Origin of the sequence: Enterococcus sp. AZ103 (assembly GCF_051714685.1) — a bacterium.
Classification (GTDB): Bacteria; Bacillota; Bacilli; order Lactobacillales; family Enterococcaceae; genus Enterococcus_A; species Enterococcus_A alishanensis.
This window is the reverse complement of sequence record NZ_JBIOSI010000001.1, coordinates 2,333,556-2,355,370: the sequence shown is the minus strand read 5'-3', so window position 1 is coordinate 2,355,370 and position 21,815 is coordinate 2,333,556. Positions and strand designations below refer to the sequence as shown.

The following is a 21,815-nucleotide window of genomic DNA, read 5'->3' as shown; positions in this document are numbered from 1 at the left end:
AAGTGGAAGAAATCAAACCCACAACTTTTTATACAGTTTATGGGGTGCCACAATTAGATCAAAGTAATCAACAGGCATTACTATATCTTTATCAGCCAATCATTGGTAGTCAAGCACTGGCTCTCTATTTGAATTTAAATGCTGATATTACTTTAACTGGAAAAAGTCAGGAAATAATGCACACTGATTTGTTGTCAGCAATTGATCTAGGCTTACCAAACATGATTAAAGCTCGTGAAAAATTAGAAGGCCTAGGTTTATTGGAAAGTTTTGAAAAAAAAGATACTGAATTGGGCTTACAGCTAGTTTATCAATTGCATACCCCCATGAAACCAGAAACTTTTTTTCAAGATCCAATTATGAGCTACTTATTACTTAACAAAATAGGTGAACGCCGTTATCAAAGATTGGTTGATCGCTTTAAACCCGCCAATTTTAATAAAAAGGGTTTAAAAAATATTGCGAAAACCTTTCGAGAAATCTATAATATTCAAGAATCCAACTTTGAAGCAAATGCTGAAGTATTAAAGCAAACGCAAGATATGTTTGTAGAAGAGACCTTGGATAAAGGATTTGATTGGGAAACATTTAACCACTTGATTCAAAAATTTAAAATTCACTTGAATGATCAAACAAAAAAAGCGATTGAAAGCTTGCATATTATGTATGCAGTTAACGAGATTGAAATGGCCGATTTTGTCGGTAAAGCTTCAGTCGGTGAAACGCAACATGTAGATTTAAACTATTTACGACAATTGTTAGGTAAACAAGATAAGCCCTCAGAAGAAAAACCAGTAAAAGTAAAGCCTGAGTCTTTTACAAAAGGTGAAGCAAGATTGTTGGAGGAAAGTAAAAAATTTCCACCGGTTCAGTATTTTAAGGCAATCAAAAAACAAAAAGGGGTCAGTACGCAAAATAATGAATTAAAATTAATTGAAAAAATGCTGACCCAACAAAAATTGACTTCTGGCGTAGTTAATATATTAATTAATTATGCGCTAGTCGTCCAAAAACAAAGCTATTTAAATGAAAATTATATTACTAAAATTGCTCAGGACTGGTCAGCTCAAGGCATTGATACCCCTGAAAAAGCCATCTCGCGTTTGAAAAATAATAATCAAAAGTTTGTTAAGAAAAAAAGTTCCACTAACTTTTCACAACGGAAAAATTTCCAAACACGGACAGAGGCACTGCCCGAGCATATTAAGCAACCGCCAGTTGAAAGTTCCTTAAGTGAGGAGAAAACGGCTGAATTAAATCGAAAATTAGCACAATTTTTAAATAAAGAGGGTGATAATTAATGGAAGACGTAGGAAAAGAACTGACACAAATTATTAGAAGCCGTGGGGTAGCTGGTCGTTATCAAGAAATGATGCAAGAAGTTTTACAGGATCCTGATGTAAGAGCATTTATTGAAACCCATAAACAAAAACTAACGCAAGCAGATATTGAAAAATCTTTTGCAAAACTTTACGAATTCGTGCAAGAAAAAAATAAATTTCTAACTAATGATCCTACAATGATTGCACCAGGTTATGAACCACGCTTAAATTTAAATTTCCATTTCATTGATGTCACTTATGTTCCAACAGATGAATTAGTTCGGATTCAGAAGGAAGCAGAAATCCGTAATCGGGTTAATTCTTTAGATATGCCAAAAGATATTCGAGAAGCTTCGATTCGTAATTTTGAAGTTACAGCTGGTCGAAGCGAGGCCCTCGAAGCGGCCTTAGATTTTATCAATGGATATGTTGAAAATCCAAAAAATTTTCACAAAGCCTTGTTTTTAGTAGGTACATTTGGTGTTGGAAAAACTTATTTGCTTGGCGCAATTGCTCATGAATTAGCGGCTCAAGGTTTTGAAACTACTTTGTTGCATTTTCCTTCCTTTGCCGGAGAAATGAAACAAGCCATCTCCAGTGATAGTGTCGGCGACAAACTAGATTCAGTAAAAAAGGCCCCAATCTTAATGATTGATGATATTGGTGCAGATTCTATGAGTGCATGGATTCGAGATGATATTTTAGGTGTGATTTTACAATATCGAATGCAAGAACAACTGCCGACCTTCTTTTCTTCTAATTTCAATATGGACGAATTAGAAACACATTTGAGTGTCACACAACGTGGAGATCAAGAGCCATTAAAAGCAAAAAGAATTATGGAACGAATTCGTTACTTGAGTCGAGAGATAATGGTTATTGGAAATAACCGTCGAAATGGATAAATGAAGAGAATATTCTAAGAAAAAACAAAATGCCCCGTTAAAATTAGCTTTTTTAAATGCTTTTTTTGGGGCTGTTTTTTTGTGTGGTGTTATAATTAAATTTAGGAAGTGAAAAAATGAAGGTAAACCAATTATCGAAGCGCTTACAAAAGGTTGCTGAATATGTTCCAAAGGATGCACGATTAGCAGATATTGGATCAGATCATGCGTATCTGCCTGTCGCTTTGACTTTACAGAATAAAATAAATTTTGCAATTGCTGGGGAAGTCGTGCCAGGCCCTTTTGAAGCAGCTAAAAAACAAATTGCAGAAAATAATTTAGAAGAAAAAATCATTGTACGTTTAGCTGATGGATTAGCAGCCGTCAAAGAATCTGATAATATATCAGCAGTAACAATTTGCGGCATGGGTGGCGTATTGATTCGTGATATTTTGCAGTCTGGTAAAGATGTTTTATCAGGTGATGAACGACTTATTTTGCAACCCAATGTGGCTGAAAGACAATTAAGAACTTGGTTAGTTGAAAACAAGTATGAAATAATTGATGAAGCAATTATCAGAGAAAATCATAAAACTTATGAAATCATCGTTGCGGAAAAAGGGAATGTTGTTAGCTATTCTGATAAAGATTTATTTTTTGGTCCTCTTTTAATAGAAGAAAAAAATCCAATTTTTATTCAAAAATGGACTCATAAATTAGAAAAAAGCAAAAGCATCTTAACCAATTTAAAACAGGGACAGGCAACGGATCAAAAAATTCATCAATTAGAAACAGAAATCGCTTGGATTCAGGAGGTGTTGGCAGATGAAAGCAATTGATTTTATCGAACGTTTTAATCAATATTGTCCAAAAAGTTTGGCTGAAGAAGGCGATCCAGTAGGTCTGCATATAGGTACGTTGAATAAAGAGGTTCAAAAAATTATGATGAGCCTTGATGTCCGTCCTGCAGTGGTAGCTGAAGCGATTAAAAAAAATATTGATCTATTAGTCGTTAAACATCCACCAATTTTTAGACCGATTAATCGATTAATAACTGATGATGTACAAGTAAATATGTATGCGGAATTAATTAAACATGATATCGCTGTTTATGCGGCCCACACTAATATGGATATTATTCCGAATGGTTTAAATGATTGGTTTTGTGAATTACTAGAGGTAAAAAATACAACATACCTAGTTCATACCCATACAATAAGAATGAAAAAATTAGCCGTCTTTGTTCCTATAGAAGAAGCACCAAAAATGCGAGAAGCTTTAGCCAAAGCAGGCGCAGGTAAAATCGGTGATTATGAAGCTGCTTCATACACTATGAATGGAGAGGGAAGGTTTACACCAGTTGGAGAAGCAAATCCAACAATTGGAAAAATCGATCAGGCTGAACTAGTTCAAGAAAGTAAAATTGAAGTGATTTTTCCAGAAACAATCGAAAAACAAGTGATAGCTGCCATGTTGACGACTCATTCTTATGAGGAACCAGCTTATGATCTATATACTTTAGATAATTTTACTGAAAAATATGGCATCGGTCGTATCGGAGAGTTGGAAAAAGCCATGGAACCAGAAGAATTTATTCAAAAAGTTAAAGAGGTTTTCCATTTAACAGGATTACGCGTCATCTATCCAAGAAAAGGCTGCAAAGCAATTAAAAAAGTAGCGATTTGCGGGGGAAGTGGTCAAAACTTTTTCCTTGATGCAGTAAAACATGCTGCCGATGTTTATATTACTGGTGATGTAACTTATCATATTGGTCATGATATGCAAGAAACTGAAATGTTAGTGATTGATCCTGGTCATTACATTGAAGAACTTTGTAAAGTAAAAATGGTGGAACAATTTAATCAATGGAAAAATGAAGAAGCTTGGCAAGTCGATTTTTACGTTTCAGAGACTTCTACCAATCCTTTTTCGTTTAAATAAATAGTCATATTATAAAGGAGAGAGTTATATGTACGAAAATTTATTACCACGGTTTTTACGTTATGTAAAAACAGAAACTCGTTCAGATGCAACTAGCACAACAACACCGTCTACTCAAACACAAGTGGCTTTTGCCAAAGAGTTGATGAAGGAACTTGAAGAAATTGGTATGAAAGATATTTCTTACAATGACAAAAATGGTTATGTCATTGCAACTCTACCTAGCAATGTAGACAAAGAAGTTAGAAAAATTGGATTTATCGCACACATGGATACTGCTGACTTCAATGCTGAAAATGTTAATCCGCAAATCATTGAAAATTATGATGGTGAATCAACTATTAAACTAGATAAAGAAGGAAAATATACATTAAATACAAAGGACTTTCCAAGTTTGAAAAAATATAAAGGTGAAACATTGATCACAACAGATGGTTCAACTTTATTAGGGGCTGATGATAAATCGGGAATTGCTGAAATTATGACAGCAATGGAATATTTGATTAAAAATCCTGAAATCAAACACGGAGAAATTCGCGTTGGTTTTGGTCCAGACGAGGAAATCGGAATTGGCGCTGATAAATTTGACGTGAAAGAATTTAATACTGATTTTGCTTACACAATGGACGGTGGTCCTTTGGGAGAATTAGAATTTGAAACTTTCAGTGCAGCTCAAGCTGAAATTACTTTACTTGGTAAAAATGTTCATCCAGGTACTGCAAAAAATACAATGATCAATGCATTACAATTAGGAATTGATTTCCATAATCTATTGCCTGAAAACGAACGTCCTGAAAATACAGAAGGTCGCGAAGGTTTCTATCATTTATTAGCTTTTGATGGAAATGTTGAAGAAGCCAAAATGACTTACATTATTCGTGATCATGACCGTAAGATTTTTGAAGAACGTAAACAAAAAGTTTTAGATATTCAAGCAAAATTAAATGAACAATTTGATCAAGAACGTGTTGTTATTGATATGTTTGACCAATATTACAATATGGGTGAAATTATTGAAAAAGACATGAGTATTATTGATTTAGCTGAAGGTGCCATGAAAGAAGTCGGGATCGAACCAATTATCGAACCTGTTCGTGGTGGTACTGATGGTTCTAAGATTTCATTCATGGGTATTCCTACACCAAATATTTTTGGTGGTGCAGAAAATATGCATGGTCGCTTCGAATATGTATCATTACAAACAATGGAAAAAGCTGTGGATGTAATTGCTAAAATTGCAGAAAACAATGCAAAATAAAATGTTTGATTAACGCGGAGTATAGTACTCCGCGTTTTTTTATTTAAGAGAAAGCTTTCATGATTTTTTGAAATTTTCAGTTTTTGTGTTAGGCTTGAGATAATTCAGATTTAAGAGGGAAATAAAAATGCAAAAAACCGGAAAAAGTAAATTGATATTAAATGTTAGTTTGTTTGCAGCAATTATAGGCGTGATTATTTTTGTCGTGCGAGATTCATTAAGTGATATATTTTTAGAATTGGCTGACACTTCTTTGCCAGTATTAGCGGGAGTAACGTTACTAGGATTTTTAAGTTTATTAGTTGAAGGCTTTACGGTAAAAAATATTGTAGCAGAATATAATCCAGAATTTACCTTGTGTGATGGCTTTTTCTCTTCTGCCTATATGAGTTTTTATCGTGTGATTACATTTGGTACTGGAACGATTGTTTCTGAAGTTCTTTTTTACCATAAAAAGGATTTGAAATTTTCTCAAGGAACCGGTGTGGTTGCTTTGAGAATGGTTGTTTATAAAGTTGCGTTATCTGCTGTAGCTGTAGTTTTTCTATTTTTAAAGGGAAACGAATTAAGTCAACAAATCAATCATGGGATTATTTATGTGGTGATTGGATTAGTCGTTACTTTAGCGATTGTAGGCGTCTTGTTATTATTTAGCTTGAGTATTAATGCCCAAGTATTATTTGTCATCATTACCAATCGCTTATTTAAACGACAAAAACTGCGGGATCTGATTGATAAAGTTAATATGCAATTTTATTCTTTACGAGATACGATTCAAACTTTTTTTAATCATAAGGAAACGGTCATAAAGGTTTTTCTCTCAACTTTGGTGAAATTAGGTGTTTGGTATACTATCCCATATTTTATTTTATCTAGTGAAAGTAAAGATCTAAACTTGTTATTAATAGTTGCACTAATCAGTTTTACCGTTATTCTCGGGGGGATTTTACCTGCTCCTGGTGGAATCGGTGGATTTGAGTTTGTCTATGTTTTATTATTTAGTTCAGTAGTTGGACGAGTCGAAGCGGTATCTTCTTTATTATTATATCGTTACGCTACTTATTTGATGCCTTTCCTAATTGGTATGGTATACGTGTTGATAAATAAACAAAGAGAAATTAATTTAGAACTTAAAGAGAATAAAATGAAAAAAAGAGTTGATGATTAAATGGGCATTGACAATATAATAAGATATAACTAAAAAAATACCTCAAATTTAGTAAAATAAATTTGGAGGTATTTTTGTTATGGCAAAACATAATTATTATTCCGAGAATTAAAAATTCAAATTGTGAAACGTCTATTAGTTGGTGAATCAGTTACCTCACTAGAAAAGGAATTTAACATTCCTAGTAACAGAACAATCTATATCTGGAAAAAATGGTATGCTGCGCATGATTTGACTAGACTTAAATCATCTTCTGGTCGACTTTGGAAAGCAGAAAAAATACTAGAAAAAGAATAAAAAGATAAAAACAAAGAGCTGGAACTCCTGAAAATTTTTTTCTCAGAAAAGGTGGTGACATTAGAAAGTATTATTCATTAATAAACACATCGATAAATTATCAACTACTCGACTGACAAAGTTATTCGGCATTTCAAGAAGTAGCTATTATCATAACAGAAATCAAGATTTTTTGTGCTCACTTCAATTGAAGAACGCATTCAACTAACAGATTGAGCTGCTTTTTCATTTTGTTTCAAAAAATAGTTGCACTTCCTAAATTATCGATGCTTTTTTTAAAATAACTTAAATATTTAGTTTTTATTTGACCTTGACTGACCAATGGAGCTATAATTAGTTTGTACTAAAAAAGGAGGATAAATAATGAATATTGAAAAAATGACAACAACCCTTCAATCTGCTATTGCAGAAGCGCAACAAGTTGCGATGACTCGTAAACATCAAGAAATTGATATTGCGCATTTATGGAAAATTTTCTTACAGCCAAATCATTTTGGTCGTAATTTTTATACAGATGCTGGCATAAATGTCGACCAATTTGAAAATGAAATTGACCAAGCTTTAGATGAATATCCAAGTGTTAGTGGCAATGTCCAATATGGTCAAGGTTTTAGCCAAAATTTATTTCACTTATTTTCTGAAGCTGATCAATTGCGTAATCAATTCCAAGATGAATTTTTATCAACAGAGGTCGTAATTTTAGCTTTGATGAAATTACCAAACTATCGATTAACCAAATATTTAAACTCACAAGGTTTAAACGAAAAAGAAGTTCGGAAAAACATTGAGGATATCCGTCAAGGAGAAAGAGTTACGAGTCAGAACCAAGAAGAAACTTATAAAGCACTAGAAAAATATGGTGTTGACTTGGTACAACAGGTTAAAAGTGGAAAACAAGATCCCGTGATTGGTCGAGATGAGGAAATTCGTGATGTGATTCGAATTTTAAGTCGAAAAACTAAAAACAATCCGGTTTTAATTGGTGAACCCGGCGTTGGTAAGACAGCAATCGTTGAAGGCTTAGCGCAAAGAATCGTTCGAAAAGATGTACCAGAAAACTTGAAAGATAAAACAATTTTTTCACTGGACATGGGTGCCTTAATTGCTGGAGCTAAATTCAGAGGAGAATTTGAAGAAAGATTAAAAGGCGTCTTAAAAGAAGTTAAAAAATCTGATGGTCGAATTATTTTATTCATAGATGAAATTCATAATATTGTTGGTGCTGGAAAAACTGAGGGAAGCATGGATGCCGGTAATTTGCTAAAACCAATGTTGGCTCGTGGTGAATTACATTTGATTGGTGCTACGACTTTAGATGAATACCGTCAATATATGGAAAAAGATAAAGCCTTAGAGCGTCGTTTCCAAAAGGTATTAGTAAAAGAACCAACTTTGGAAGATACGATTAGCATTTTGCGAGGATTAAAAGAACGGTTTGAAATCCATCATAGCGTGAACATTCATGACAATGCATTGGTTGCAGCTGCGACATTATCAGATCGCTATATTACAGACCGCTTTTTACCAGATAAAGCGATTGATTTGGTTGATGAAGCTTCCGCTAGTATTCGAATGGAAATGAATTCAATGCCGACAGAACTGGATCAAATTTCTCGTCGTTTGATGCAATTAGAAATTGAAGAAGCCGCTTTGAAAAAAGAATCGGATGATGCAAGTAAAAAACGTTTAAACAATTTGCAAGAAGAGCTGGCTGATTTACGAGAAGATGCTAATAATATGAAACTACAATGGGAGACCGAAAAAGAGGAAGTTAATGCTGTTTCTTCAAAACGTAGTGAAATTGATCAGGCTCGACACGAATTAGAAGATGCTGAAAATAATTACGATTTAGAACGAGCAGCCGTTTTACGCCACGGTACAATTCCAAAACTTGAAAAAGAGTTGGCTGAATTAGAAGAAAAAAATAAGGCTAATGATTTGAAAATGGTTCAAGAAGCAGTAACTGAAAATGAAATTGCAGAAGTTGTCGGACGCTTAACTGGCATTCCGGTAACGAAACTGGTGGAAGGTGAAAGAGAAAAACTTTTGCATTTAAACAGTACTTTACACACCAGAGTGATTGGTCAAGATGAAGCAGTTGATGCGGTTTCAGACGCGGTGTTGCGTTCACGTGCAGGATTACAAGATCCTAATCGTCCATTAGGCTCATTTTTATTCTTAGGACCAACTGGAGTTGGTAAAACGGAATTAGCTAAAGCCTTAGCAGAAAACTTATTTGATTCTGAAGACCATATGGTAAGAATTGATATGAGTGAATACATGGAAAAACATGCAGTTTCTCGTTTAGTAGGTGCGCCTCCAGGCTATGTCGGTTATGAAGAGGGCGGACAATTAACAGAAGCTGTGCGACGAAATCCCTATACAATTATTTTGCTGGACGAAATTGAAAAAGCCCATCCTGATGTTTTTAATTTATTGTTGCAAGTGTTAGATGACGGTCGCTTAACTGATTCAAAAGGTCGAGTGGTCGATTTCAAAAATACGGTGCTAATTATGACCAGCAACATCGGTTCACAAATTTTACTAGATGGTGTTAGTTCTGAGGGCGACATACCTGAAAATATAAAAGAACAAGTGCTAAACTTATTGCGGGGTCATTTCAAGCCAGAATTTTTAAATCGAATTGATGATACAATTTTGTTCACACCACTTAGTCTTGAAAATGTTAAAGGCATTGTAGAAAAATTAATTCAACAACTTGCTGACCGCCTTGAAGGACAAGAAATTACGCTTGACATTAGTAATGAAGCAAAAATTTGGATTGCTGAAAGTGCTTATGAGCCACAATTTGGTGCGCGACCATTGAAGCGATTTATTACACGAGAAGTGGAGACTCCACTAGCAAAAGAGATAATAGCAGGACATGTAATGCCTAAAACAACTGTAACCATTCAGTTAATAAATGAAAAATTACAGTTCGAGGTTGTAAAATCTGAGTCAGCGATTTAGAAAATCATAATGGAGCCGTAACGATTAAAATAATTGTTATGGTTCTTTTTTGTTATAAAATAATCATATTTAAAGATAAATTATTTAAATTGTAGAAAAAACTCATTGTTTTATTATGATTTTATGGTTGAAAAGAGAGAGGTCCTTTGTTAGGATGGATTTGTAAGCGATAACAATTAAATATTTGATATGCGGGAGAACGTAGCTGGACTACTACCGAAGGAATAAGGAATATCTAAGCAAAGGATATTTTGAAGATCTCAGGTAAAAATACCGTTTATCATTGACAAAATCTGGAAAGCATAGTCACCGAAGGAGCAATTTTTAATCAAAAGAAACTCTCAGGTCAAACAACAGAGGACACTGCAAATTTGTTTAGTGTGCTCTTTTTTTTAGTATTTTTGTTCAACAAATCACAAATTAAACAATTCTACACAATGGTAATTATCTTATTTTTCTAAAATATTTTATTTGAATTTGTGAAAATATATATAAGGAGCCAGAGAAATGATTATCGTTTCAAATAATCCAAAAGTGAATGAGAATGTTAAGTTTATTGCTGGAAGCTACGAAGATGTTTTAATTGAAGTGAAACGTCTAGTAATCGATAATCATTTAAGATTACTGACCCATCCTTTGAGTAGTAGTCTAAAACCGAATGAAACTTATTACCGTACTATTTTTCTAAATGAAACCCACTTTCCTGAGATTGATCTGGAAAGTTTGGAATATATGGAAGAAGCAATTGAAGTATACAACAAATTTATCAAATCAAAGCAACGTCCAACTTGGGTTGCCAGTGTATTGGCGGATTTTGCGACTGTTGATTATTTCATTGCCCAAAGTACTTTCGAACGCATCGGGTACAACTTCCAGAAATAAAAGGGGGGACAATTTAATTTTTTCCAAAATAAGAATTGAGGTGAACAAATGAAACTTGAAGTAGGAAACATTCAAATTCGGGAAGTAGTCTTGGGTACCGAAGAAAAAATCGTTGATGGTGTCTTAACTATTAATCCGGAAAAAATTCGTGAACTGGTATTGTCAGATGATCGTCTAAATGATTGTCAAATTGAACTTGCCAAACCAGGTGACAGTATTCGAATTACACCTGTCAAAGACGTAATTGAACCAAGAACAAAAGTTGATTTTGCTGGAGGCGTTTTTCCTGGTGTGATTAACAAAGTAAACATTGTTGGTTCCGGTCGTACGCATGTATTAAAAGGCTGCGGCGTGATGACTGTCGGGAAAATTATTGGGTTCCAAGAAGGAATTGTTGATATGCAGGGTCCCGGTGCTGAATTAACACCATTTTCAAAAATAATTGAAATTTGCCTTGTATTATCACCTAAGGAAGATTTACCAACACATCAGTATGAAGAAGCAGCACGTTATGCTGGTTTAAAAGTTGGTGAGTATATTGGTCATTTTGGTGAAGCTGTTGAACCTGATGAAATTTTAACCTATGAAACACTACCATTATTGGAGCAAATTCAGCAATATCCTGATTTACCAAAAGTTGGTTACGTTTATATGTTGCAAACACAAGGTTTATTGCATGATACGTATGTTTATGGTGCAGATGCAAAACATATTGTACCGACAATTATGTATCCGACGGAAATTATGGATGGTGCAATTATCAGTGGTAACTGTGTTTCTGCTTGTGATAAGAATACAACTTATCATCATTTAAATAATCCTGTCATTCATGATTTATATGATAAACACGGAAAAGAAATCAATTTTGTTGGTGTAATTATCACAAATGAAACGGTTTACTTACAAGATAAGGTTCGTTCTAGTGACTTTGTGGCAAAACTTACTGAGTATCTTGGTCTTGATGGTGTAATTATTTCACAAGAAGGATTTGGTAACCCAGATACCGATTTAATCATGAACTGTAAAAAAGTCGAAGAGAAAAATATTAAGACAGTTATCGTAACAGATGAATATGCAGGCCGTGACGGCGCTAGCCAAAGCTTAGCCGATGCGGATAAATTAGCAACAGCTGTTGTAACTGGCGGAAATGCCAATGAAACAATTATTTTACCGAAAATGGAAAAAGTAATTGGACAACTTGACTATACTGATGTAATCGCTGGTGGATTTGATGGTAGTCTGAGAGAAGACGGGACCATCGAAGTCGAAATTCAAGCAATTACTGGAGCAACAAATGAACTTGGTTTCAATAAAATGTCTGCTAAAGGCGTTTAATAAATAGAAAAAATAAGGAGGAAACAATCATGACTTTAAATTTAAAAGATAAAAAAGTCTTAGTGATTGGTGACCGTGATGGTATTCCAGGTCAAGCAATTGAAGCTTGTATCGCGGATACTGGAGCAGAAGTAATTTTTTCTTCAACCGAATGCTTCGTCTGAACGGCCGCTGGTGCAATGGACTTAGAAAATCAACGTAGAGTGAAAGAAGCGGCTGAAAATTACGGCCCTGAAAACACAGTAGTAATCCTAGGTGCAGCAGAAGGAGAAGCAGCAGGTCTTGCTGCCGAAACTGTTACTAACGGAGATCCTACTTACGCTGGTCCATTGACTAACCAACAGCTAGGTCTAGCTGTTTACCACGCTGTAGAACCTGAATTCAAAGCACTTGCAGATGATGCTGTCTATGAAGATCAAATTGGTATGATGGAAATGATTCTCGATGTTGACGATATTGTAGATGAAGTCTCCACCATAAGAGATGAATTCTCCAAATACTAATTTTTTAGCAAATCATTTGAACAAGGAGGCGTATTATGACTGAAAAATTCAGACTGGTCCATTATATTAATCAGTTTTATGCTGGGATTGGCGGCGAAGAAAAAGCCGATATCACTCCCTTTAGTAAAGCTGAAGTAATTGGTCCAGGCCTAGCTTTTCAACAATCGCTAGGTGATAACGTTGAAATCGTAGGAACGGTGGTTTGCGGAGACAGTTATTTCAATGAAAACTTGGACTCTGCAAAATCGGAAGTGCTTAATTTAATCAAGGAATTCAAACCAGACATAGTCGTTGCGGGCCCTGCATTTAATGCGGGACGTTATGGGATGGCTTGTGGTGCTGTAAGTAAGGCAGTAATGGAAGAATTAAATATTCCTGCGGTTACTGGGATGTATGAAGAAAATCCCGGGTTAGATTTATACCGCAAGGATTCTTACATTGTGCCAACTAAAAATAGTGCTGCCGGAATGCGTAAAGTCGTTCCAGTAATGGCAAAACTAATTACTAAATTATTAAATAAAGAAGCAGTTGATCCCGAAACTGATAATTACTATGTAAGACATCGAAAAAATGTTCAATTAGAAGAACGTGGGTCAGCAAGAGCGGTTGATATGTTGGTGAAAAAAATAAAGGGTGAAGATTTCGTAACTGAATATCCAATGCCTGAATTTGATAATGTCGCACCAGCCGAAGCAATCAAAGATTTATCTAAAACACGAATTGGTTTAGTGACTTCTGGTGGGATTGTTCCAAAAGGAAATCCTGACCATATTGAATCTAGCTCAGCTTCAAAATTTGGTACCTATGATATTTCTGGTGTGGATCGTTTGACTTCAGAAAACTATGAGACAGCACATGGTGACTATGATCCAATTTATGCGAATGAAGATCCTAATCGAGTGTTACCACTTGATGTTGTTCGCCAAGCGGAAAAAGACGGAAAAATCGGTAGTCTTCATCCTTATTTCTATACAACTGTGGGAAATGGAACTGCCGTTGCTAATGCTAAAAAATATGCAGCAGAAATTGCTAAAAAATTATTAGCAGATGGTGTCGAAGCAGTTATCTTAACTTCCACCTGAGGAACCTGTACTCGTTGCGGTGCAACGATGGTTAAAGAAATTGAAAAAACTGGTATCCCTGTAGTTCACATGTGTACAGTCGTACCAATCTCATTAACAGTAGGAGCAAACCGAATTGTTCCAACTGTTGCGATTCCTCATCCGCTAGGAAACCCAAGCTTGGCACCAGAGGAAGAGTATAAATTAAGAAAACAATTAGTTGATAAAGCTTTCAATGCTTTAACAACACCTGTAGATGCACAAACTGTTTTTGAATAATTTGAAGCGATAGAATGCGCTTATGAAGTGGCTAGCGCAATCTTTGTGCTAGCCACTTTTAAATGAGAAAGGAAGACTGTAAATGTATGATGTGATTATTATTGGTGGTGGCCCAGCAGGTTTAACAGCAGCAATCTATAATGCTAGAGCACGACTAAAAGTTTTAATCTTAGAACAAACAAAATTAGGCGGACAAATTGTGTCTACTCATGAAATAGCAAATTTCCCTGGTTCAATTAAACAAAATGATGGAGAAACCAGTGGACCAGAGTTAATTCAAAGAATGACTGAACAAGCTAAAGAATTTGGTGCAGAGATTGAAATCGGTAAAAAAGTAGTTGATCTGGATCTTTCTGATACAGTAAAAAAAATTACCTGTCAAGATGGAACGATCCTTGAAGCATATGCAGTTATTTGTGCGAATGGGGCGCATCCAAGAGGAATTGGTTGTCCAGGTGAACGAGAACTAAGTGGTAAAGGTGTCTCTTATTGCGCTACATGTGATGGCGCTTTCTTTGAAGATCTCGAAGTTTTTGTTATTGGTGGTGGAAATTCTGCCGTTGAAGAAGCTATGTTTATTACAACTTTTGCACGCAAAGTTACATTAATTCAAAACTTAGCATTTTTAACAGCAGATGCAATAGCAATCGAGCAGGCCAAATCAAATGATAAGATTTCTTATATTTTTAATTCAGTCGTTGATAGTATTGAAGGAGATGGCATTGTTGAAGCTATGACGATTAAAAATACTGAAACTGGTGAATTAACTCGTTTCGAAGCAGATGAAGAAGATGGAACATTTGGTATATTTATCTTTATTGGTAATGTACCAAACTCAGATATTTATCAAGGCGTATTGAACTTGAATGAATATGGCTATGTTGTCACTGATGACGCAATGAAGACAGATGTACCAGGCGTATTTGCCTGTGGTGATGTCAGACCTAAAGTATTAAGACAAGTAATTACTGCAGCTGGAGATGGAGCAACCGCAGCATTCTCCGCACAAAAATATATCGAAAAAATCAAAAGCATGGAGGTTGTTTAAAATGATTGAATTAACTGTTGATAATTTTGAGAATGAAGTAATAAATAAAGATTTGGTTTTAGTTGACTGGTGGGGCGAAAGCTGTGAAAATTGCTTAGCTATGATGCCAGCGATTGAAAATTTAGCAAATGAATACGGTGAAAAAATACCTTTTACTAAGTTTAATACATCGCAAAAGAAAGTCCGTCGATTCTGTATTCAACATAAAGTTTTAGGCTTACCAGTTGTTTCCATCTATAAAAACGGTGAAAAAGTCGATGAAGTAGCTAAAGATGATGTTACCCGTGAAAATGTGGAGGCTATGATTCAAAAATATATTTAGGCGGAAGGAAGTTAATCGATGAAATACTCAACTTTACAAGGCGCAAGTTACGTCTTAGTACACACGCCTGACATGATCGAACATAACGGTACCACAGTAATGACTGAAAAAATTACTACACCTGACAGTGATTATTTAAAATCATTGTATGACAACATAAGAACCTATGATCAAATAGTGGATTATGCACCCAATCAAACTTTTATTGGAAACATGGATTATGACCAACTAAAAGAAATTCCTCAACCATGGGTGAATCAAGAAAATCCACCAAAAGGAAAACGGTTTGGTGAATTTGGTGAAATTATGCCTGAGCTTGATTTTTATGGTTTGTTACAAATTGCTGACGTATTTGAACTGGTTCATTTAGAAGAAAACTTTGCTGAAGAAGTCCGAACAGCTTTGAGCAATCATCCATTATTTAAAGATGACGTTGAAAAAATTAAACATGAAAAACCTTTGGCTTGGTTGGAAGAAGAAATTGCTGAAAATGCTGCGGAAGGTTTGTATTATAATCGCCAATTAGTTGGTTGTGTATCAAGAGCTCATCAAATTGATGTAAATTTGAATGCTCATGTTATGTTGGAAAATTTAGTTGTTAAAGCCAGCGGAATTCTAGCGTTACGACATTTATTTGCTGACCAAAAAATTGATCCAGCAAAAATTGACTATGTGATTGAATGCAGTGAAGAAGCCTGTGGTGATATGAATCAACGCGGCGGAGGTAACTTTGCCAAATCAATTGCTGAATTGTGTGGCTGTGTGAATGCAACAGGTAGTGATATCAGAAGTTTCTGTGCAGGACCAACTCACGCTCTAATCAATGCTGCTTCATTAGTTGCGGCTGGAACACATAAAAATGTAGTCGTTGTAGCCGGTGGTGCTTCAGCAAAACTTGGAATGAATGGAAAATCTCACGTGGGTAAAGGATTCCCTATATTGGAAGATGTTTTAGGTGGATTCGCGGCGGTAATTTCTGAAAATGATGGTAAACATCCAGTAATTCGTCATGATTTAACAGGGATGCACAAAGTCTCTAGTGGTTCTAGTCCACAAGCAGTAACAACGGCTTTGATTGGTGATGCTTTAACAAAAGCCAATTTATCAATTGAAGATGTAGACGTTTATTCCGTTGAAATGCAAAATCCAGATATTACTAAACCAGCCGGAGCAGGAGATGTACCACTATCAAATCTAAAAATGATTGGTGCAATCGGCGTGTTGCGGGGAGATATTGCTAAACCTGATTTAATGAAATTTGTAAACGAGAAAGCTTTAGTAGGTTGGGCACCAACACAGGGACATATTCCAAGTGGCGTACCATATTTAGGTTTTGCTACTAAGGATTTAACTTCTGGTGATAAAAATCGTGCGATGATTGTCGGTAAAGGATCGCTTTTCTTAGGAAGAATGACTAATTTATTTGATGGAGTATCCATTATGATCGAACGAAATGATGGTAAAGTCGACGAACCTAGTGGCGATGTAGAAGCATTAGTGAAACAAGAAGTTGCAAAAGCGTTGAAAAAATTTGCCGCCAGTTTGTCGGAAGATTAGGGGTGATTTCATGTCTAATCAAATAAATCAAGCAGTTTCAAAAGTTTTTAATAAACTTGCGGATGCGTTAGAAACAGGTCATATTGAACCAAGAATAAAAATTGGCTTAACGATTGACGGTAGCGAATTAGGTCTTGATGTCATGCGTCAGGCAGCTGAGACAATCAAACAGAATAATTTGTTTGATGTTGTATTAATCGGTAGTGATGTAGAATGGGCCAGTGATTTTGAGCATGTATCTACCACCGATTGTCAAAAAGATGCTTACGAAATGATGGAAGAATTATTGCATGATGGAAAAATTGATGGTTGTGTAACTTTACATTATAATTTTCCAATCGGAGTGGCAACTGTTGGTCGAGTAATTACGCCCGCTTTTGGTCGTGAAATGATTATCGCTACTACCACAGGAACGGCAAGTACGCAAAGAAATGAAGCAATGTTGCTAAATGCCATCAATGGTGTAGCAGTTGCAAAAACATTAGGACATAAAGATCCAACCGTGGGTATTTTAAATGTCGATGGTGCAAAGACAGTTGAACGGGCTTTGGTTTCATTAAAAGAAAATGGTTATGAACTAAACTTCGGCGAAAGTGCTAGAGCGGATGGCGGTATCGTTTTGCGAGGGAACGATTTATTAACGGGAACTTGTGATGTTGTTGTTTGTGATAGCTTGACAGGTAATGTTTTAATGAAACTATTTTCTGCTTATAATAGCGGCGGCCAATATGAAGTAGCTGGTTTTGGTTATGGCCCTGGTGTAGGATTAAATTATCGCGACAACATCTGTATCATCTCACGGGCAAGTGGCGCGCCAGTAATTGCAAATGCATTAACCTATGCTTACGAATTAGCAAAAGGAAAAATTGCTGATGTAAGTAAGGAAGAATATGACAAGGCTTTAAGTGCTCAATTAAATACAATTCGTGAAAGTTTACAAGTTAAGACTGAAACAAGTGAGAAAGTTGTTGCCCCCGAAAAAGAAATTGTAACAGCGGAAATTGGCGGCATCGACGTGATGGAATTAGAAGAAGCTGTCCAAGCTTTATGGAAAGGAAATATATACGCTGAAAGTGGCATGGGTTGTACTGGTCCGGTTTTACTTGTAAATGAAAAAAATGAAGCAGTTGCAGGAGAGCTATTAAAAACAGAAAAATATTTATAAGACATAAAAAGTTCGAGAGTTTTTTCTTGGACTTTTTTTTGTGATTAACTGGTTATTTTGATTAAAAATTCAATTGAAGACAAAAATCACTTTAGATATTTCTGATTTTTTGTTTTAATAGAGATAGCACATGAAAAGAAGGGAAGATTTTATGCAGGAATTAGAAGAACGAATTGCAGCAAGAGGCCGTGTTTTAGGTGAGAATGTCTTAAAAGTTGACGAATTTGTGACGCACCAAGTCGATCCTGTTTTAATGAATTTAATGGGAGATCGATTGGCAGAAGTATTTGCTGATAAAAAAATTACTAAAGTTGTTACTTTAGAAACTTCTGGTATTGCTCCAGCAATTTTTGCTGCTCAAACTTTGGGCGTACCAATGATTTTCGCTCGTAAATCAAAAAGCTTAACTATGAACGAAGAATTGTTGACGTCATCAGTTTATTCATTTACGAAACAAGTGACTAGTACTATTTCTATCTCACGTAAGTTTTTATCTGCTGAGGATAATGTCCTTATTGTGGATGACTTCTTGGCGAATGGACAAGCAGCCAAAGGATTAATTGAATTGTGTCGTCAGGCAGGAGCACATGTCGAAGGTGTTGGTATCATTATCGAAAAATCTTTCCAAGATGGTCGAAAGCTTTTGGAAGATATGGATATTCCGGTAGTTTCTCTAGCTCGGATTGCTTCACTAAAAAATGGTGAGATCGAATTTGCTAAGGCTGATGCGTAAAATATAAGTTTATAAAAGGGTCATTCTTTGTAAAAAAAACAAAGGTGATCTTTTTTTCCGAACGTTTTACTAATTATTTGAAATATCATTCAGTTTCTTTTTGACTTGCTTAATCTCACTTGCTAAAATAAAGACGACATAGAAAGGGGCACAATATGGTAGCAACAGTGGCTGTAATTATGGGTAGTACTTCTGATTGGGAAACAATGAAGTACGCTTGTGAGAGTTTAGATGAATTAGAAATTAATTATGAGAAGAAAGTTGTTTCTGCTCATCGAACACCGGATTTGATGTTCGAATTTGCCGAGAATGCAAGAAATCGAGGAATCAAAGTAATTATTGCTGGTGCTGGGGGTGCAGCACATTTACCTGGAATGGTGGCAGCTAAAACAACTTTACCAGTGATAGGTGTACCAGTACAATCAAAAACACTAAATGGTTTAGACTCCTTATTATCAATTGTTCAGATGCCAGGTGGCGTACCAGTTGCAACAACAGCAATTGGAAAAGCCGGTGCAACTAATGCAGGATTGTTAGCAGGTCAGATTCTATCAATTGAAGATGAAAAAATTGCTGAAAGATTGGCAGATAAAAGAGTACAAATGAAAGAAACTGTAATAGAAAGTAGTGAACAACTTGGTTAAAGCATTGCAACCGGGCGCAACAATTGGAATTGTCGGCGGCGGTCAATTAGGTAGAATGATGGCAATTAGTGCAAAGGAAATGGGCTTTCGAACTGGAATCGTCGATCCTGTTGAAGATTGTCCAGCAGCTCAAGTTTCAGATTGGCATATTATGGCGAACTACAATGATCAATTAGCTTTAGAAGAATTATCTCGCCGCAGTGATGTGATTACTTATGAGTTTGAAAATGTTGACGTGGCAACACTGAATCAAATCGTTCAAAAAGCCAATGTTCCGCAAGGGACGGATTTGTTGGCGATCACTCAAGATCGTCTGATGGAAAAAAATTTTTTGGAGAATAATAATATTGTGATAGCGCCTTATGCCACTATCATTTCTCCAACGGATATTCAAGAAGCGATTGATGGGATTGGTTTTCCTTGTGTCTTGAAAACAACACGAGGTGGGTATGATGGTCATGGGCAATATGTTTTAAAAAGTTCAGCTGATTTAGCGCCTTCTATGAATTTATTACGTCAAGGAACATGTGTCTTAGAATCATGGATTCCCTTTGAAAAAGAGTTATCGGTTATTGTAAGTGGTAATCTGCAAGGGGAGTATGTGACTTTTCCGGTAGTAGAAAATATTCATTGCAATAACATTTTACATGAAACGATTGCACCTGCAAGAATTGAACAAGATGTAGCAGATGAAATTAGTCGTATTGCTAAAGTTATTGCTAAAAGTGTCAGTCTGGTAGGTACTTTATGCATCGAATTATTTCTTACTGAGGCGGGAACACTTTATGTAAATGAACTAGCTCCACGACCACATAATTCGGGACATTATACGATTGAAGCTTGTTCAATCAGCCAATTCGATGCACATATTCGTGGCGTTTGCGGTTGGCCGTTAAGTCAACCCAAATTATTATCACCAGCTGTGATGGTAAATATTTTGGGTGAACGTTTATTGCATACTTATCAATTAATTGGTGAAAAACCCGATTGGCAGTTCCATTATTATGGCAAATCACCTGCTAAAAAAGGACGTAAAATGGGCCATATTACCATTTTAACTGAAGATGTTGATCAAACTTTAGAAGAAGTAAAAAATACAAAAATTTGGGACTAAGAAGGAGCACAACATGATACCACGTTATACACGTAAAGAAATGGGCGACATTTGGAGTGACGAAAATCGTTACCGTGCTTGGTTGGAAGTTGAAATTTTAGCTGACGAGGCTTGGGCAGAATTAGGTGAGATTCCTAAAGCAGATGTTGAAAAAATCCGTGACAATGCTGATTTTGATATTGATCGTATTTTAGAGATTGAAGAATCTACTAGGCATGATGTCGTTGCTTTTACAAGAGCAGTCTCTGAGACATTAGGTGAAGAACGAAAATGGGTACATTATGGTTTAACAAGTACTGATGTTGTGGATACAGCATATGGTTATCTATATAAACAAGCCAATGATTTAATTCGTAAAGATCTAGCAGAATTTTTGGATATTATTGGAGAAAAAGCTAAAGCCAACAAGAATGTTGTGATGATGGGACGTACTCACGGTGTTCATGCGGAACCTACTTCTTTTGGGTTAAAATTGGCTACGTGGTATTCTGAAATGAAGCGAAATATCGAACGTTTTGATCATGCAGCAAAAGGAGTTGAAGCTGGCAAAATTTCTGGAGCAGTAGGAACTTTTGCTAACATTCCACCATTTGTTGAAAAATATGTTTGCGAACATCTAGGAATTCGTCCGCAAGAAATTTCTACGCAAGTTTTACCAAGAGATTTACATGCTGAATACTTTTCAAGCTTGGCATTAATTGCTACTTCAATTGAAAGATTTGCCACTGAAATCCGTGGTTTACAAAAATCTGAGACCCGTGAAGTTGAAGAATTTTTTGCAAAAGGTCAAAAGGGTTCTTCAGCAATGCCTCATAAACGTAATCCAATTGGTTCAGAAAATATGACTGGATTGGCACGAGTAGTTCGCGGCCATTTAATTACAGCTTTTGAAGATGTTGCTTTATGGCATGAAAGAGACATTTCTCACTCTTCTGCTGAAAGAATCATCACACCAGATACAACAATTTTAGTTGATTATATGTTAAATCGTTTTAGCAAAATAGTAAAAAATTTAACTGTCTTCCCAGAAAATATGAAACGTAATATGGAAGCAACCTTTGGTTTAATTTATAGTCAAAGAGTAATGTTAAAGCTAATTGATCATGGGATGTCACGAGAAGCAGCCTACGATTTGGTGCAACCGAAAACTGCGTATGCTTGGGATAACCAAGTTGCCTTCCGCCCATTATTAGAGGAAGATGAAAATATAACGAATGTTTTATCAGCTATTGATTTAGATGATGCCTTCGATTATAATTATCATTTAAGAAATGTCGATGAAATCTTTAAAAGAGTTGGTATTGAGTAAACTGATTATAAGTAACTAAGAGA

At 35.6% G+C, this 21,815-nt stretch carries 20 protein-coding genes and 1 riboswitch; all 20 genes read left to right on the top strand.

What is annotated here, in order from left to right; genetic code table 11:
* The first annotated feature begins 2 nt into the window (after positions 1–2).
* Entirely contained in the window at positions 3–1,301 is a 1,299-nt protein-coding gene (locus ID741_RS11785) for a DnaD domain protein (RefSeq protein ID WP_438720098.1), read from the top strand.
* A complete protein-coding gene (gene dnaI, locus ID741_RS11780; protein ID WP_438720097.1) occupies positions 1,301–2,227 on the top strand; it encodes a primosomal protein DnaI in 927 nt (308 codons plus the stop codon). Before ID741_RS11785 ends, dnaI begins: the two co-directional genes overlap by 1 nt.
* Before the next feature lie 116 nt (positions 2,228–2,343).
* Positions 2,344–3,045: a tRNA (adenine(22)-N(1))-methyltransferase gene (locus ID741_RS11775; protein WP_438720096.1), complete on the top strand. Its 702-nt coding sequence runs from the start codon at positions 2,344–2,346 to the stop codon at positions 3,043–3,045.
* The gene (locus ID741_RS11770) at positions 3,032–4,147 is read left to right on the top strand and encodes a Nif3-like dinuclear metal center hexameric protein (RefSeq protein ID WP_438720095.1); all 1,116 of its coding nucleotides are present in this window, start codon (positions 3,032–3,034) and stop codon (positions 4,145–4,147) included. Before ID741_RS11775 ends, ID741_RS11770 begins: the two co-directional genes overlap by 14 nt.
* A 28-nt stretch (positions 4,148–4,175) precedes the next feature.
* The gene (gene pepT, locus ID741_RS11765) at positions 4,176–5,405 is read left to right on the top strand and encodes a peptidase T (protein WP_218325363.1); all 1,230 of its coding nucleotides are present in this window, start codon (positions 4,176–4,178) and stop codon (positions 5,403–5,405) included.
* Between the two features lie 127 nt (positions 5,406–5,532).
* Positions 5,533–6,573 carry a lysylphosphatidylglycerol synthase transmembrane domain-containing protein gene (locus ID741_RS11760; RefSeq protein ID WP_218325362.1) on the top strand — a complete coding sequence of 347 codons (1,041 nt, stop codon included), beginning with the start codon at positions 5,533–5,535 and terminating at the stop codon, positions 6,571–6,573.
* 123 nt (positions 6,574–6,696) lie between these two features.
* Positions 6,697–6,870, top strand: a complete 174-nt coding sequence (locus ID741_RS11755) for a hypothetical protein (protein ID WP_218325361.1) — start codon at positions 6,697–6,699, stop codon at positions 6,868–6,870.
* 363 nt (positions 6,871–7,233) lie between these two features.
* Positions 7,234–9,840 (top strand): ATP-dependent chaperone ClpB, encoded by a 2,607-nt coding sequence (gene clpB / locus ID741_RS11750; RefSeq protein ID WP_438720094.1) that lies wholly within the window; start codon positions 7,234–7,236, stop codon positions 9,838–9,840.
* A gap of 182 nt (positions 9,841–10,022) precedes the next feature.
* A riboswitch (glycine riboswitch) is annotated at positions 10,023–10,126 on the top strand.
* A 221-nt stretch (positions 10,127–10,347) separates the two neighbouring features.
* Positions 10,348–10,722 (top strand): GrdX family protein, encoded by a 375-nt coding sequence (locus ID741_RS11745; protein WP_438720093.1) that lies wholly within the window; start codon positions 10,348–10,350, stop codon positions 10,720–10,722.
* 48 nt (positions 10,723–10,770) lie between these two features.
* Positions 10,771–12,057 (top strand): glycine/sarcosine/betaine reductase component B subunit, encoded by a 1,287-nt coding sequence (locus ID741_RS11740; protein WP_438720092.1) that lies wholly within the window; start codon positions 10,771–10,773, stop codon positions 12,055–12,057.
* Positions 12,058–12,086: 29 nt separating this feature from the next.
* Positions 12,087–12,560, top strand: coding sequence for a glycine/sarcosine/betaine reductase complex selenoprotein A (grdA, locus tag ID741_RS11735; RefSeq protein WP_438720091.1), 474 nt, complete (start codon positions 12,087–12,089; stop codon positions 12,558–12,560).
* Between the two features lie 35 nt (positions 12,561–12,595).
* A complete protein-coding gene (grdB, locus tag ID741_RS11730) occupies positions 12,596–13,900 on the top strand; it encodes a glycine reductase complex selenoprotein B (protein ID WP_438720090.1) in 1,305 nt (434 codons plus the stop codon).
* Between the two features lie 82 nt (positions 13,901–13,982).
* Complete coding sequence (locus ID741_RS11725) at positions 13,983–14,948, top strand: NAD(P)/FAD-dependent oxidoreductase (protein WP_218325353.1); 966 nt, start codon at positions 13,983–13,985, stop codon at positions 14,946–14,948.
* A gap of 1 nt (position 14,949) precedes the next feature.
* Positions 14,950–15,270 carry a thioredoxin TrxA gene (trxA, locus tag ID741_RS11720; protein ID WP_438720089.1) on the top strand — a complete coding sequence of 107 codons (321 nt, stop codon included), beginning with the start codon at positions 14,950–14,952 and terminating at the stop codon, positions 15,268–15,270.
* A gap of 18 nt (positions 15,271–15,288) precedes the next feature.
* Entirely contained in the window at positions 15,289–16,827 is a 1,539-nt protein-coding gene (grdC, locus tag ID741_RS11715; protein WP_438720088.1) for a glycine/sarcosine/betaine reductase complex component C subunit beta, read from the top strand.
* Between the two features lie 10 nt (positions 16,828–16,837).
* The gene (gene grdD / locus ID741_RS11710) at positions 16,838–17,992 is read left to right on the top strand and encodes a glycine/sarcosine/betaine reductase complex component C subunit alpha (RefSeq protein WP_438720087.1); all 1,155 of its coding nucleotides are present in this window, start codon (positions 16,838–16,840) and stop codon (positions 17,990–17,992) included.
* 151 nt (positions 17,993–18,143) lie between these two features.
* A complete protein-coding gene (locus tag ID741_RS11705; protein ID WP_218325456.1) occupies positions 18,144–18,725 on the top strand; it encodes a xanthine phosphoribosyltransferase in 582 nt (193 codons plus the stop codon).
* A 155-nt stretch (positions 18,726–18,880) separates the two neighbouring features.
* Positions 18,881–19,369 (top strand): 5-(carboxyamino)imidazole ribonucleotide mutase, encoded by a 489-nt coding sequence (purE, locus tag ID741_RS11700; protein WP_438720086.1) that lies wholly within the window; start codon positions 18,881–18,883, stop codon positions 19,367–19,369.
* Positions 19,362–20,483, top strand: coding sequence for a 5-(carboxyamino)imidazole ribonucleotide synthase (purK, locus tag ID741_RS11695; RefSeq protein ID WP_438720085.1), 1,122 nt, complete (start codon positions 19,362–19,364; stop codon positions 20,481–20,483). Before purE ends, purK begins: the two co-directional genes overlap by 8 nt.
* 13 nt (positions 20,484–20,496) lie before the next feature.
* Entirely contained in the window at positions 20,497–21,792 is a 1,296-nt protein-coding gene (gene purB, locus ID741_RS11690) for an adenylosuccinate lyase (RefSeq protein ID WP_438720084.1), read from the top strand.
* The last annotated feature ends 23 nt before the right edge of the window (positions 21,793–21,815 follow it).

What these genes read in the sequence shown, in the direction of transcription:
- dnaI (WP_438720097.1), top strand. Translation starts at nt 1,301, where the DNA reads ATGGAAGACGTAGGAAAAGAACTGACACAAATTATTAGAAGCCGTGGG.
- ID741_RS11775 (WP_438720096.1), top strand. Translation starts at nt 2,344, where the DNA reads ATGAAGGTAAACCAATTATCGAAGCGCTTACAAAAGGTTGCTGAATAT.
- ID741_RS11770 (WP_438720095.1), top strand. Translation starts at nt 3,032, where the DNA reads ATGAAAGCAATTGATTTTATCGAACGTTTTAATCAATATTGTCCAAAA.
- pepT (WP_218325363.1), top strand. Translation starts at nt 4,176, where the DNA reads ATGTACGAAAATTTATTACCACGGTTTTTACGTTATGTAAAAACAGAA.
- ID741_RS11760 (WP_218325362.1), top strand. Translation starts at nt 5,533, where the DNA reads ATGCAAAAAACCGGAAAAAGTAAATTGATATTAAATGTTAGTTTGTTT.
- clpB (WP_438720094.1), top strand. Translation starts at nt 7,234, where the DNA reads ATGAATATTGAAAAAATGACAACAACCCTTCAATCTGCTATTGCAGAA.
- ID741_RS11745 (WP_438720093.1), top strand. Translation starts at nt 10,348, where the DNA reads ATGATTATCGTTTCAAATAATCCAAAAGTGAATGAGAATGTTAAGTTT.
- ID741_RS11740 (WP_438720092.1), top strand. Translation starts at nt 10,771, where the DNA reads ATGAAACTTGAAGTAGGAAACATTCAAATTCGGGAAGTAGTCTTGGGT.
- ID741_RS11725 (WP_218325353.1), top strand. Translation starts at nt 13,983, where the DNA reads ATGTATGATGTGATTATTATTGGTGGTGGCCCAGCAGGTTTAACAGCA.
- trxA (WP_438720089.1), top strand. Translation starts at nt 14,950, where the DNA reads ATGATTGAATTAACTGTTGATAATTTTGAGAATGAAGTAATAAATAAA.
- grdC (WP_438720088.1), top strand. Translation starts at nt 15,289, where the DNA reads ATGAAATACTCAACTTTACAAGGCGCAAGTTACGTCTTAGTACACACG.
- grdD (WP_438720087.1), top strand. Translation starts at nt 16,838, where the DNA reads ATGTCTAATCAAATAAATCAAGCAGTTTCAAAAGTTTTTAATAAACTT.
- ID741_RS11705 (WP_218325456.1), top strand. Translation starts at nt 18,144, where the DNA reads ATGCAGGAATTAGAAGAACGAATTGCAGCAAGAGGCCGTGTTTTAGGT.
- purE (WP_438720086.1), top strand. Translation starts at nt 18,881, where the DNA reads ATGGTAGCAACAGTGGCTGTAATTATGGGTAGTACTTCTGATTGGGAA.
- purB (WP_438720084.1), top strand. Translation starts at nt 20,497, where the DNA reads ATGATACCACGTTATACACGTAAAGAAATGGGCGACATTTGGAGTGAC.